At 64.5% G+C, this 13,022-nt stretch carries 10 protein-coding genes; 4 read left to right on the top strand and 6 right to left on the bottom strand.

The features are described 5' to 3' along the window. Window positions 1-5 precede the first annotated feature (5 nt). Window positions 6-935: an electron transfer flavoprotein subunit alpha/FixB family protein gene (locus B3361_RS12765; RefSeq protein ID WP_054904872.1), complete on the bottom strand. Its 930-nt coding sequence runs from the start codon at window positions 933-935 to the stop codon at window positions 6-8. Continuing rightward, window positions 936-1,685, bottom strand: coding sequence for an electron transfer flavoprotein subunit beta/FixA family protein (locus B3361_RS12760; protein WP_029886526.1), 750 nt, complete (start codon window positions 1,683-1,685; stop codon window positions 936-938). It lies immediately after the preceding gene. A gap of 532 nt (window positions 1,686-2,217) precedes the next feature. On the opposite strand from B3361_RS12760, the gene B3361_RS12755 reads away from it, so the two are divergent. Continuing rightward, window positions 2,218-3,900, top strand: a complete 1,683-nt coding sequence (locus tag B3361_RS12755; protein WP_080709229.1) for an electron transfer flavoprotein-ubiquinone oxidoreductase — start codon at window positions 2,218-2,220, stop codon at window positions 3,898-3,900. A gap of 58 nt (window positions 3,901-3,958) precedes the next feature. Here the strand turns inward: B3361_RS12755 and B3361_RS12750 are convergent, their stop codons facing one another. From B3361_RS12750 to B3361_RS12740, 3 genes are all read right to left on the bottom strand, one after another. Beyond that, window positions 3,959-5,284 carry an MFS transporter gene (locus B3361_RS12750; RefSeq protein ID WP_054904871.1) on the bottom strand — a complete coding sequence of 442 codons (1,326 nt, stop codon included), beginning with the start codon at window positions 5,282-5,284 and terminating at the stop codon, window positions 3,959-3,961. A gap of 72 nt (window positions 5,285-5,356) precedes the next feature. Next, complete coding sequence (locus B3361_RS12745; protein ID WP_054904870.1) at window positions 5,357-5,836, bottom strand: response regulator; 480 nt, start codon at window positions 5,834-5,836, stop codon at window positions 5,357-5,359. Window positions 5,837-6,003: 167 nt separating this feature from the next. Next, window positions 6,004-6,480 carry a sigma-70 family RNA polymerase sigma factor gene (locus tag B3361_RS12740; RefSeq protein ID WP_054904869.1) on the bottom strand — a complete coding sequence of 159 codons (477 nt, stop codon included), beginning with the start codon at window positions 6,478-6,480 and terminating at the stop codon, window positions 6,004-6,006. 228 nt (window positions 6,481-6,708) lie between these two features. Here B3361_RS12740 and B3361_RS12735 point away from each other — a divergent pair, with 228 nt between their 5' ends. The 3 genes from B3361_RS12735 to B3361_RS12725 are packed head-to-tail and all read left to right on the top strand — an operon-like array spanning window position 6,709 to window position 11,259. Beyond that, window positions 6,709-7,887, top strand: a complete 1,179-nt coding sequence (locus B3361_RS12735) for an efflux RND transporter periplasmic adaptor subunit (RefSeq protein ID WP_054904868.1) — start codon at window positions 6,709-6,711, stop codon at window positions 7,885-7,887. Next, on the top strand, window positions 7,888-9,852 hold the full coding sequence (locus B3361_RS12730) for a MacB family efflux pump subunit (RefSeq protein WP_054904867.1): 1,965 nt from the start codon (window positions 7,888-7,890) through the stop codon (window positions 9,850-9,852). Between the two features lie 3 nt (window positions 9,853-9,855). After that, window positions 9,856-11,259 carry an efflux transporter outer membrane subunit gene (locus B3361_RS12725; RefSeq protein ID WP_054904866.1) on the top strand — a complete coding sequence of 468 codons (1,404 nt, stop codon included), beginning with the start codon at window positions 9,856-9,858 and terminating at the stop codon, window positions 11,257-11,259. Between the two features lie 23 nt (window positions 11,260-11,282). On the opposite strand, the gene B3361_RS12720 is transcribed toward B3361_RS12725, so the two are convergent. Next, complete coding sequence (locus B3361_RS12720) at window positions 11,283-12,911, bottom strand: twin-arginine translocation signal domain-containing protein (RefSeq protein ID WP_054904865.1); 1,629 nt, start codon at window positions 12,909-12,911, stop codon at window positions 11,283-11,285. Between the last annotated feature and the right edge of the window lie 111 nt (window positions 12,912-13,022).

Here is a 13,022-nt window from a genome sequence, read left to right as displayed (position 1 = left end):
GCGGATCAGACCAGCTTTTCCAGCTCTGGCACGGCTTCGAACAGGTCCGCGACCAGCCCGTAGTCAGCCACCTGGAAGATCGGCGCTTCTTCGTCCTTGTTGATCGCAACGATCACCTTGGAGTCCTTCATGCCGGCCAGGTGCTGGATCGCACCGGAAATGCCCACGGCGATGTACAGCTGCGGCGCGACGATCTTGCCGGTCTGGCCGACCTGCATGTCGTTGGGCACGAAGCCGGCGTCGACGGCGGCGCGCGAGGCACCCACGGCAGCACCGAGCTTGTCGGCCAGGCTGTACAGGTGGCTGAAGTTGTCACCGTTACCCATGCCACGGCCGCCGGAAACGACGATTTTGGCGGCGGTCAACTCTGGGCGGTCGGACTTGGCCAACTCTTCGCCAACGAACGCCGAGATACCGGCATCGTGCGCGGCACCGACCGCCTCGATGGCAGCCGAACCGCCTTCGGCGGCCACGGCGTCAAAGCCGGTGGTACGCACGGTGATCACCTTGATGGCCGCGCTCGATTGCACGGTGGCAATGGCGTTACCGGCGTAGATCGGGCGCTTGAAGGTGTCGGCGGACTCGACCGAGATGATCTCGGAGATCTGGTCGACGTCCAGCAGCGCAGCAACCCGCGGCAGGACGTTCTTGCCATTGGTGGTGGCCGGGGCCAGCACGTGGCTGTAACCCTTGGCCAGCTCGACGATCAGCGGCGCCACGTTCTCAGGCAGCACGTGGGCATAAGCTGCGTTATCGGCAACCAGGACCTTGGCCACGCCAGCGATCTTGGCAGCGGATTCGGCAACGCCGCCAATGTTCTGGCCAGCGACCAGCACATGCACATCGCCACCGATCTTGGCGGCAGCGGCAACGGTGTTCAGGGTGGCCGGGGCTACGGCACCGTTTTCGTATTCAGCGACAACCAGGATAGTCATTTAGATTACCTTCGCTTCGTTCTTCAGCTTCTCGACAAGTTCGGCCACCGACTTGACCTTGATACCCGCGCTGCGGGCAGCCGGGGCTTCAACTTTCACGGTTTTGTTGGTGGAGGCGAGGGAAACGCCCAGCGCGTCTGGCGCAAGGGTTTCCAGCGGCTTTTTCTTGGCCTTCATGATGTTCGGCAGCGACGCGTAGCGTGGCTCGTTCAGGCGCAGGTCGGTGGTGACGATCGCAGGCAGGTTCAGGGCAACCGTCTGCAGGCCACCGTCGATTTCACGGGTGACATTCAGCTTGTCGCCGGCCACTTCCACCTTTGAGGCGAAGGTGCCCTGGGCGTAGCCGGTCAGCGCAGCCAGCATCTGGCCGGTCTGGTTGTTGTCGCTGTCGATGGCTTGCTTGCCGAGGATGATCAGCTGTGGCTGCTCCTTGTCGACAACGGCCTTGAGCGCCTTGGCCACGGCCAGGGAGTTCAGTTCATCGGCGGCTTCGACCAGGATGGCGCGGTCGGCGCCAAGGGCCAGGGCGGTGCGCAGTTGTTCCTGGGCAGTGGTTGGGCCGACCGAAACGACCACGATCTCGCTGGCAACGCCCTTCTCTTTCAGGCGTACGGCTTCTTCCACGGCGATTTCGCAGAAGGGGTTCATGGACATCTTGACGTTAGCAAGGTCGACGCCGGAGTTGTCCGCTTTGACGCGAACCTTGACGTTGTAGTCGACCACTCGTTTGACAGCTACAAGAACCTTCATGGATTCCTCGTTACTCTCCGGTGAATAGATAGTCGCCTGGGGCAAAGCCCTGCGATGCGCGTGGGTACAAGGGCACCTCTAAAAACGTACCGGGAAGCGGCATCTTCACAGTGACCGAACAGTCTTGTTCGGACCATTGCGACAAATACTCACGGGTCATTTCCTGTCGTGGCGTGTAAACTCCACTACAAACCGGCCTAAGCCCGCAAAACCCTGCTCCACACCTGGTCTTTAGAGGTGTACCTGCGCCCGGCTGCAAGCCTACGGCGAACGTAAAACCGCTCGTATCTTGACCGTAACACCCAATCCGGTCAATACGGCAAATCGGTCACCCTCCAGCCGCACGCCTGTGATTTTACTGGCCTGCGGCAAATTCAAACAAACGTTTGTATTGGACCCGCCAAGTGGTGTAGATATAATGCGCGGCCATGACAAAACGGTGTAGTCCGTCAGTTGCGCAGCTACAGTTTCGCTCCCGTGACGAGCCACTGCGCGCATGCACCCATAAGACCCAGCAACAGCACGAGCCTTGATGAGTAGGAGAGAACCTGTGGAACGCGAATACATGGAATTCGACGTGGTCATCGTCGGCGCCGGCCCGGCGGGCCTGTCCGCCGCCTGCCGCCTGAAGCAGAAGGCCGCCGAAACCGGTAGCGAAATCAGCGTCTGCGTGGTGGAAAAAGGCTCCGAAGTCGGTGCTCACATCCTCTCCGGTGCGGTGTTCGAGCCCCGCGCGCTGAACGAGCTGTTCCCCGACTGGAAGGCACTGGGCGCGCCGCTGAACACCGAAGTGAAGCGCGACGATATCTACGTGCTCAAAGACGCCGGCAGCTCGACCAAAGTGCCCGACCTGTTCGTGCCCAAAACCATGCACAACCAGGGCAACTACATCATTTCGCTGGGCAACCTGTGCCGCTGGCTGGCCCAGCAGGCCGAGAACCTGGGCGTGGAAATCTACCCCGGCTTCGCCGCCCAGGAAGCCTTGTTCGATGAAAACGGCGTGGTCCGCGGCATTGTCACCGGCGACCTGGGTGTCGACCGCGAAGGCAAGCCAAAGGACGGCCTGTACACCCCCGGCATGGAACTGCGCGCCAAGTACACCCTGTTCGCCGAAGGCTGCCGTGGCCATATCGGCAAGCAACTGATCAAGCGCTTCAACCTCGACAGCGAAGCCGACGTGCAGCACTACGGCATCGGCCTGAAGGAAATCTGGGAAATCGACCCGGCCAAGCACGAGCAAGGCCTGGTGGTGCATACCGCTGGCTGGCCGCTGGATGTGATGGCCAAGGACAACACCGGTGGCTCGTTCCTTTACCACCTGGAAAACAACCAGGTGGTGGTCGGCCTGATCGTCGACCTGTCCTATGCCAACCCGTACCTGTCGCCCTTCGACGAATTCCAGCGCCTCAAGCACCACCCGGTGATGAGCCAATACCTCGAAGGTGGCAAGCGCATCAGCTACGGCGCCCGCGCCATCTGCAAGGGCGGCCTGAACTCGCTGCCGAAGATGGTCTTCAACGGCGGCGCGCTGATCGGTTGCGACCTCGGCACCCTGAACTTCTCGAAGATCAAGGGCAGCCATACCGCGATGAAGTCCGGCATGCTGGCCGCCGAAGCAGTGGCTGACGCCCTGGCTGCCGGGCGTGAAGGTGGCGACCTGCTCGACGGCTACGTCAGCGCGTTCAAGGCCAGCTGGCTGTACGAAGAGCTGTTCGCCAGCCGCAACTTCGGCCCGGCACTGCACAAGTTCGGCCCGCTGCTGGGGGGTGCTTTCAACTATGTCGACCAGAACTGGTTCGGCGGCAAGCTGCCGTTTACCCTGCACGACACCAAGCCAGACTACGCCTGCCTCAAGCTGGCGGCCGACTCGCAGAAGATCGACTACCCGAAACCGGACGGCAAGCTCAGCTTCGACAAGCTCAGCTCGGTATTCCTCTCCAGCACCAACCATGAAGAGGAACAACCCTGCCACCTGAAGCTGACCGACCCGAGCATCCCGATCGCCAGCAACCTGCCGCTGTACGACGAGCCCGCCCAGCGTTACTGCCCGGCCGGCGTCTACGAAGTGGTCACCCAGGAAGACGGCAACAAGCGCTTCCAGATCAACGCGCAGAACTGCGTGCACTGCAAGACCTGCGACATCAAGGACCCGGCCCAGAACATCACCTGGGTCACCCCTGAAGGCGCTGGCGGGCCGAACTACCCGAACATGTAAGCCCGCCCTTGCAGCAAGAAAAAGCCCCCTGGCCTCGCGGCCCGGGGGCTTTTTTCGTTCATTTGTCGACGCACATGATCGGCATCGGCTCCGCCGCGAACGCGGAAGGTTGCCGGCGGCCAAAGTAGCGGGCAGTGAGCAGCCCCACCGCGCCCATGACCAGACAGAAGCCAACGCACACCCATGGGCTCCACGGCATCAAGGCTATCAACGCCAGCGGCGTAGTGCTGGCCCACAAGGCGTAGGCCACGTTGTAGGTGAAGGAAATACCCGATACCCGGATCTGCGCCGGGAACAGCCCGACCATGACCGACGGCACCACACCCACCACCCCACAGCAGAGCCCGGCCAACGCATAAGCCAGCCACGTCATGCCCCACTGCCCCACCAGGCTTGCATACAACGTAGCGATGCCCAGCGGCAGCAGCGCGCTATAGATCATCAACGCCCGCCAGGCGCCCAGGCGGTCGACCAGCAGGCCGGCAAGCACACAACCGATGTTGAGAAAGACGATGCCTACGCTGCTCAGCGCGAACGTGTGCGCGGCAGACATGCCGAAGCGCTGCTGCATGACCGTCGGCGTAATCACCACCAGCACCACCACCGCCGAGGTCAGCACGCAGGTCAGTAGCGCAGCCGGAATCAACGCCCCACGATGCGCGCCCAGCACCTGGCGCAACGGGAATTTCACCGGCTGCTCCTTGCGCTCGCGCAGGGCCAGAAATACCGGCGTTTCACTCAGCCAACGGCGCAACCACACCCCGATCACGCCAAACACGCCACCGAGCAGGAACGGGTAACGCCAGGCGTAGTCGAGAATTTCCTCGGCGCTGAAAGCCTGGGCCAACAGTGTCGCGGTCAGTGCCCCCAGCAAATAGCCAAAGGTCAACCCGGCCTGCAGGAAACCCAGGGCATACCCGCGCCGCCCCGGCGGTGCGTGTTCGGCAACGAATGTCCAGGCACTGGGTACCTCGCCGCCGACCGCAGCCCCCTGCAATATGCGCAACGCCAGCAAGATCAGCGGCGCGGCGTAACCAATCTCGGCATAGGTCGGCATTACCCCGATCAGCAGGCACGGCAGCGCCATCATCAAAATGCTCAGGCTGAACACCCGCTTGCGGCCCAGGTGGTCGGCGAAGTGAGCCATGACGATGCCGCCCAGCGGCCGCGCCAGGTAACCGGTGACGAAAATCCCGAAGCTTTGCAGCAGGCGCAACCACTCCGGCATTTCCGGCGGGAAGAACAGCTGGCTCAGGGTCAGCGCGAAGAACACGAAAATGATGAAATCGTAGATTTCCAGCGCGCCGCCCAGCGCCGCCAGGCCCAGGGTCCGGTGATCGCCGCGGCTGAACCGGGGCGGGCGAGCGGTATCGATGGCAGTCATGGCAGGGTCCGCAGATCGGCAAAGGGCAAGAGCATAACAAATGCCTGCCCCGTTGCCCTGCGCTATGCGCCGTCAGCGGTTGAACACCGTGTGCGCAAAATTGGCCCGCAGCCGTGGCCTGGCTCTGTTGCCGGCCAGGGTATCCGGCAGCGGCAACTGGCCGACCAGCACCGGGGTGTCGATGATCGCCATGAATGTTTCCAGTGCCTCGATATCGGGGGCCTGGGGCAGGCTCAAGCTTACCGCCTGGCGCTCGGCCGGCGGCACTGCGGGCACTTTCAACTGGCTGGAGTGGTAGAGCAGCGCGTGCTGGATCTGCGTGCTGACGCGACAGAACCGCGCCAGGTCGACCCCAGCGTGGCTGGCCAGCTCGATATTGCCCAGCAACAGGTTGAAGGGCTGCAAGGCGCACTGCACCAGGCGCTGCAGCTCTTCAAAGCTCTCCACCGGGGCAATCCGGTAATAGCCCAGGCCGTTGAGCAACCGCTCCAACTGCAAGCGCTGGCACGGGTGGGCGTCGGCGATGAGGATGCGCAGGGTCTTGTTTGCCATGGTCGGACCTGGGCAGTAGGTAATGGGAGCGTTCCACGACCATACTGCGCCGCTAACGGCTATTGCCAGGGCCCTGCCTGGCAGTGGTCTTCTTTGAGAGAAGTCGGGAAAACCGCATAAATCAAGTGACTGGCTGACAGAATTTGCATTTTCCTTGAGCCCGGCAATCAGCACTCCCACTCGCGCATGCGCACCCGGCAATGCTTCATGGCGTTGACGATGTGCTTTTCCACCAGGCTGCGCGAGATGCCCAGGTGCTCGGCGATTTGCTGATGAGACAAGCCTTCGAGCTTGCGCAGCAGGAAGCACTCGCGGCAGACCTTGCTCAACTCATCCAGCGCACGTTGCATCAGCGCCAGGCGCTGGTCGTGCTGCATGTCGTGCGCCGGCGCCGGGGTATGCCAACGCTCGTCGCTGTCTAGCACCTCCAGCGGCTCCGCCTGGCGCACCCGGTGGCGGCGGTGGCGGTCGACCACCAGGTTGAGCGCGGTACGATAGAGGAAGGCACGCGGGTGCTCGATGCGCTCGGCGTGGGTGCGTTCCAGCACCCGCAGATAAGCATCGTGCGCCACGTCCTCGGCGGCCTGACGATTACCCAGGCGCGCGGAAAGGAAACCCACCAGTTCGCGATAGTAATGTTCCACGACGTTACCTGAGACCGCCCTGCCAGTTTTTGCCGGAACCCCTCCAGACACCAACGCGGGACCGAGTGATATCAAGTTGCGATCTTACAAATTATAATTATTCTCAGCAACAAAGGCTCCTGCCCGAGACAAAGGCTAAATCCGCCCGGCTGACCTTCGTCTATCTGGGACCTCAGTGCGCGCCGCAATCGGGCTGCGCGTGGCCATCACTCCTGGCTGGAAGCCTGCATGACACGTTCAACCAACACCCGCCGTCGCGCCCTGCTCGTAGTCCTGGGCCTGCTGGGCCTGGGCAGCCTGGTGGCCTGGAAAGCCCTGCCCTTCGGGGCTCAGCCAGTCAGCACGGTCGCGGTCACCCGTGCCGATATCGAAAGCAGCGTCACAGCACTGGGTACCCTGCAACCACGGCGTTATGTGGATGTTGGCGCACAGGCGTCCGGGCAGATCCACAAGCTGCACGTCGAGGTCGGCGACACTGTGCGCAAAGGTCAGCTGCTGGTCGAGATCGACCCCTCCACCCAGCAGGCCCGGCTGGATGCCGGGCGCTATTCGATCGACAACCTCAAGGCTCAGCTGGCAGAGCAGCGCGCGCAGTACCAACTGGCCCAGCAACAGCTCAAGCGCCAGCGCGACCTGGCCGCCGCCGGCGCCACCCGTGACGAAGACGTGCAAACGGCTGACGCCCAGCTGAAGGTCACCCAGGCCCGCATCGACATGTTTCAGGCGCAAATCCGCCAGGCCCAGGCCAACCTGCGCAGCGATGAAGCCGAGCTGGGCTACACCCGAATCTACGCACCGATGAACGGCACGGTGGTGGCAGTCGATGCCCGCGAAGGGCAAACCCTCAATGCCCAGCAACAAACCCCGTTGATCCTGCGCATAGCCAAGCTCTCGCCAATGACCGTGTGGGCGCAGGTGTCCGAAGCCGACATCGGCAAGGTCAAGCCCGGCATGACCGCCTACTTCACCACCCTGGCCGGCGGCAAGCGCCGCTGGACCAGCACCGTGCGGCAGATCCTGCCGATCCCGCCCAAGCCGCTGGACCAGGCCAGCCAGGGCGGTGGCAGCCCCGCCAGTGCCATCGCCGGCACCACCGGCGCCCAAGTGGTGCAATACACCGTGCTGCTCGATGTGGAAAACCCGGATGGCGCCCTGATGGCCGAGATGACCACCCAGGTGTTCTTCGTCGCCGGCCAGGCCAGCCAAGTGCTCACGGCGCCACTGGCAGCCCTGGATGGTGCCGGCGACGAAGGCGTGCGCCTGGCCCAGGTGGTCACCCGCGACGGCAAGATCGAACAGCGCAAGGTGCGCACCGGCCTGAGCGATCGCTTGCGCGTGCAGATACTCGACGGCCTTGCCGAAGGCGAGCAACTGGTCATCGGCGCCCCAGCCGCCAGCGGAGGTTGAATGACAGCGCCCTTGATCGAACTCACTGACATCCGCAAGCACTACGGCGGCATCGACTCGCCGAAGGTGGAAGTGCTACGCGGCATCAGCCTGAGCATCCACCCCGGCGAGTTCGTCGCCATCGTCGGTGCCTCCGGCTCGGGCAAGTCGACCCTGATGAACATACTTGGCTGCCTCGATCGCCCTACCACCGGCAGCTTCCGCTTCGCCGGCAAGGATGTTGCCGAGCTGGACAGTGACGAACTGGCCTGGCTGCGGCGCGAAGCCTTCGGCTTCGTATTCCAGGGCTACCACCTGATCCCCTCCGGCTCGGCCCAGGAAAACGTCGAGATGCCGGCCATCTATGCCGGCACCCCGGCCGCCGAGCGCCATGCCCGCGCTTCGGCCCTGCTCGAACGCCTCGGCCTGGCCAGCCGCACGGGCAACCGCCCGCACCAGTTGTCTGGCGGCCAGCAGCAGCGGGTATCGATCGCCCGCGCCTTGATGAACGGCGGCCACATCATCCTCGCCGACGAACCCACCGGTGCCCTGGACAGCCACAGCGGCGCCGAAGTCATGGCCCTGCTAGACGAACTGGCCAGCCAGGGCCATGTGATCATCCTCATCACCCACGACCGTGAAGTGGCGGCCCGGGCGCGACGGGTGATCGAAATTCGCGACGGCCTGGTGATCAGCGACTCGGCGGCCGACCGGCCCCTCCACGCGGCGCACCCAGGCCTGCAGGCCGACGACCTGCGCCAGCGCCTGGACCGCGGCGCCACCTTGCGCGGGGCCTGGAAGGGCGAGTTGCTCGAGGCCCTGCAAGCGGCCTGGCGGGTCATGTGGATCAACCGCTTCCGCACCGCCCTGACCCTGCTCGGCATCGTCATCGGCGTGGCCTCGGTGGTAGTGATGCTGGCTGTCGGCGAAGGCAGCAAGCGCCAGGTCATGGCCCAGATGGCGGCGTTCGGCTCGAACATCCTCTACCTCAGTGGCCGCCACGCCACGCTGCGCGAACCGGCCGGCATCGTCACGCTGGACGATGTCGCCGCCATCGCCCAGTTACCGCAGGTCCAACGCATCATGCCGGTGATCGGCGACCAGTTGACCGTGCGCCACGGCAACAACAACCAGCAGTTCTATGTCGGCGGCAATAACACCCAGTTTTCCGAGATCCTCAACTGGCCAGTGGTCGAAGGCAACTTCTTCACCGAAGCTGACGAACGGGCTGCCGCCGCCGTGGCCGTAATCGGCCAGAAGGTACGGGACAAGCTCATGGAGCCTGGCAGCGATCCGCTGGGCCAGTACCTGCTGATCGGCAACGTGCCCTTCCAGGTGGTCGGCCTGCTCGCCGGCAAAGGTGCCAGCTCCGGCGACCAGGACAGCGACGAGCGCATTGTGGTGCCCTACTCCGCCGCGTCCGTACGCCTGTTCGGCAAGCAAGACCCGGAATACGTGATCATCGCCGCAGCCGATTCGAGCCGGGTGAGCGAAACCGAGCGGGCAATCGCCCACCTGATGCGCCAGCGCCACCAGGACAAGCAGGACTTCGAACTGACCAACGACGCCGCGCTGATCCAGGCCGAGGCGCGCACGCAGAACAGCCTGTCGCTGATGCTCGGTGCCATCGCCGCCATTTCCCTGCTGGTCGGCGGTATCGGCGTGATGAACATCATGCTCATGACCGTGCGCGAACGTACCCGCGAGATTGGTATCCGCATGGCCACCGGCGCCCGCCAGCGCGATATCCTGCGTCAGTTCCTCAGCGAGGCGGTGATGCTCTCGATGGTCGGCGGGGTGACGGGTATCGTGCTGGCACTGTGCATCGGTGGCGGCCTGATGCTCGCCGACATCGCCGTGGCATTCGCCCTGCCCGCCATTCTCGGCGCCTTCACCTGCGCCGTCATCACCGGCGTGGTGTTCGGTTTCATGCCGGCCCGCAAGGCTGCGCGCCTTGATCCGGTCAAAGCCCTTACCAGCGTATAGCCCATGACATTGCCAAGCCGCATCAGCCTGTTGACCCTCAGCCTGGCCCTGGCCGCCTGCAGCACACCGCCCGCCCCCGAGGCCGGCATTACCGAGCCGCCAACCTGGCAATCCCGAGCCGACGCCTCCAGCCAGGCCCTGCCGGATGCTCACTGGTGGCAAGCCTTCTCCAGCGGCGAACTGGACCGCCTGGTCGAACGCGCCCGGCACAACAGCCACGACCTGGCCGCCGCCGCGGCACGGGTGCGCCAGGCCCAGGCGCAGGCTGTGATCGCCGGCGCTGCGCGGCTGCCGGAGCTGACGCTCGGAGTGGACGGCAGCCGCCAGCGCCTGTTGCGCGGCGACGGCAACGACCAACTCGACGCCAGCAGCAGCGAGCGCACCAGCACCTCATTCGGCACGCGCTTGAGCGCCAGCTACGAGGTCGATTTCTGGGGCGGCATCCGCGCCGCCCGCGACAGCGCCCTGCATGGCCTGGACGCCAGCCGCTTCGATCGCCAGACGGTGGAGCTGACGCTGACCAGCGCCGTCGCCGATAGCTACCTGCAGGGCCTGGCGCTGCAGGAGCAGCTGCGCATCGCCCGGCTGAACCTCAAAAACGCCCGGGACGTGCTGGGCCTGGTCGAGGCGCGCCAGCGCTCTGGCTCGACCACGCGACTGGAGCTGGCGCAGCAACGCAGCCTGGTGGCGGCCCAGGAGCGCCAGGTACCCCTGCTGGAGCAGCAATGGCAGAACAACCGGATAACCCTTGCCACCTTGCTCGGTGATCCGGTGCAGGCATTACCGAACACCAACGAATCGATCGCTACCCTGCGCTGGCCGGCGATCGGCAGCGGGGTGCCCAGCGACCTGCTCGGCCGACGCCCCGACATTGCCGCCGCCGAGGCCCGGCTGGCCGCCGCCAGCGCCAACGTACAAGTGGCCAGGGCCGCCATGCTGCCCAAGCTGACCCTGGGAGCAGACCTGGGTAGCGGGGCACGGACCTTCGCCGATATCCTCGGCAGCCCCTTCTATACCCTCACTGCCGGCATTGCCACACCCATCTTCAACAACGGCCGCCTGCGCGCCAAGCGCGAACTGGCCAGTGCCGAACAGGAAGAGCTGCTGCACGATTACCGCGCCGCAATCCTGGCAGGTTTCGCCGACGTGGAAAAAGCGCTGAATGCGATCCATGGCGTAGACCGCCAGCGGCAATGGCAGGACCAGGAGGTACAGGAAGCACGCACCGCCTTCGCCCTGGCACAACAGCGCTACAGCGCCGGCGCCGAAACGCTGCTGACGGTGCTGGAAACCCAGCGCACGCTGTATGTTGCCCAGGACCAGCAGGCGCAGCTGCACCTGGCTCGGCTGCAGGGCAGCGTGGCGTTGTACAAGGCTCTGGGAGGTGGCTGGCAGGTCGAGCGCTGATGCATTCCCTGTGGGGCGCGGTGTCAGCGCTTCGCCAGTTTCAGGTTGCGTGCGTACCAGGGCCGCTGCGGCACCTTCGGCCGCAAGCTGGCAAACAGGTCGTCATCGGCGAAGATGATACGCAGCGCCAGCTTCATGGTCTCTGGGTCCATCTCCACACTGCGCCCCGGCCGCAGCCCCGGCACAGTCGAACAGCCATGGGTATCCGGCCCCAGCCATGGGTCGGATACCTCTACCCAGCGCCCAGGCGCGAACCACGGCACACCGTTGACCTCGGCGCGCCGCACCTGGCCGGGATGCACACGCTCGTGGGCGCGGAACCAGTCCTCGATGCGGTCATCGATCCAGCCATGGAAGTGCCAGAACACCGGGTTTACATGGGATGAAAACGGGTCGCCAAGGAAGTCGTTTTCCGCCTCGAACCAGCGTCCGGCAAAGTCCTCCGGCTGGCGCGCGAACGGCACCGGCAAGCCGCTGGACGGGTCGCGCGGCACCGAGGCCCAGCGCATGTGCAACCAATCGTGCAGGCCCAGTTCCATCTCCGAACCGAACTGCGCAAGGGTGAGCGTACTCAGGTAATGCGGGTCGCTGTACCTCGACTCCCAGACCTGGAAGTTACCGTGGAAAGTATCCGGCGTCTTGATATCGCGCACCCACTGGGTATACGCCGCATCGTCCGCAGCCAGCCAGGTGGGTGGCAAGGCCGTACCGTCATGGTTGTCGAAATAGTTGGCAAAGCCGACCCGGTCGCGTTCGAGCTCTGGCTGCGGCAGCGGGAACCGCGCCCACGACGGCAGGTCCTGAATGACCCGGGCAGCACGCAGCATGTGCCGGTGCATGAAGAAAAAGTCCTCGCCCGAGCCATTGCGATCCTTGTGCCGGCCACGGGCGTCACGCTCACGGTCGCGCGGCCCGGGCTGCCAGCCCAAGCCGCGCAGGGCCGCCTGCTTGTCCTTGTCGAGGTTGTGCCACTTGTCACGCGAGGCATGCCACAATTGGTGGAACAGGCGGTGCTCCGGCGCAATCAGCCAGGCCAGCAAGGCCGGGGACAGAGGCGTGCGCTCGCGAGCCTCGGGGAAACTGCGCTTGAGCGCGACAAAAGTGTTGTCCTGCACGGGTAGGGTCAACGAACGCCCCAGCGCAGCGATGCGCCCGTTCAGGGTGGCCTGCCCGGCATTGCCGAACTCACCCCAGACTTCGTCGAGTACCACCGTGCATTGGTAGTCAGCCTGCCCTTCCCCCGGCGCGGTAGAAAACAGCCGCCAACGCAAGGTCCTGTTCGCATCGGTCAGCAGGTCACCGACTACCCGATAACGCGGCGCCTCGGCACCCCGCAGGCGCTCGGGCGTGTCCAGGTAACCACGCAGGCCGCGGCCACTTGGGGCAACATCGAGAAACATTTCCAGCTCACCCTCAGGCAGGCCGGGCAGCCCGGCATCTTTCCCTTGCAGTGTAAAACGCCAGATCCCGCGCAAGGTGTCGCCCAATTGCTGCAGCGCCGCATCGGCCAGTTCCACCACCGCCTCACCGGGGGTTTCCGGAAACTGCTCGTCGAACCGCTGGCGCTGCACATGCTGCGCATACATCGCGCCGGGCACCGCCACGCCTGCCAATGCCACACCGGCGATGAACCCGCGTCGAGAAATCGTCATTGCAACTACCTGAGCATTCATTGCGGCCGTGGAGCACGGCCCGTCCAAGGCTAAAACGTTGCATCTTCGGCGAAATTTAATGCCAGGCCTGGCTCGGCCTGGTTCGAAGCC

The sequence above is a fragment of the Pseudomonas sp. UBA6699 genome (assembly GCF_002454615.1).
Classification (GTDB): Bacteria; Pseudomonadota; Gammaproteobacteria; order Pseudomonadales; family Pseudomonadaceae; genus Aquipseudomonas; species Aquipseudomonas juntendi.
This window is presented reverse-complemented; position numbering and strand designations above follow the sequence as displayed.

Coding starts and splice junctions, on each gene's coding strand:
- B3361_RS12765 (WP_054904872.1), bottom strand. CDS start 935: ATGACTATCCTGGTTGTCGCTGAATACGAAAACGGTGCCGTAGCCCCG.
- B3361_RS12730 (WP_054904867.1), top strand. CDS start 7,888: ATGACAGCGCCCTTGATCGAACTCACTGACATCCGCAAGCACTACGGC.
- B3361_RS12745 (WP_054904870.1), bottom strand. CDS start 5,836: ATGGCAAACAAGACCCTGCGCATCCTCATCGCCGACGCCCACCCGTGC.
- B3361_RS12735 (WP_054904868.1), top strand. CDS start 6,709: ATGACACGTTCAACCAACACCCGCCGTCGCGCCCTGCTCGTAGTCCTG.
- B3361_RS12760 (WP_029886526.1), bottom strand. CDS start 1,685: ATGAAGGTTCTTGTAGCTGTCAAACGAGTGGTCGACTACAACGTCAAG.
- B3361_RS12720 (WP_054904865.1), bottom strand. CDS start 12,911: ATGACGATTTCTCGACGCGGGTTCATCGCCGGTGTGGCATTGGCAGGC.
- B3361_RS12750 (WP_054904871.1), bottom strand. CDS start 5,284: ATGACTGCCATCGATACCGCTCGCCCGCCCCGGTTCAGCCGCGGCGAT.
- B3361_RS12725 (WP_054904866.1), top strand. CDS start 9,856: ATGACATTGCCAAGCCGCATCAGCCTGTTGACCCTCAGCCTGGCCCTG.
- B3361_RS12755 (WP_080709229.1), top strand. CDS start 2,218: ATGAGTAGGAGAGAACCTGTGGAACGCGAATACATGGAATTCGACGTG.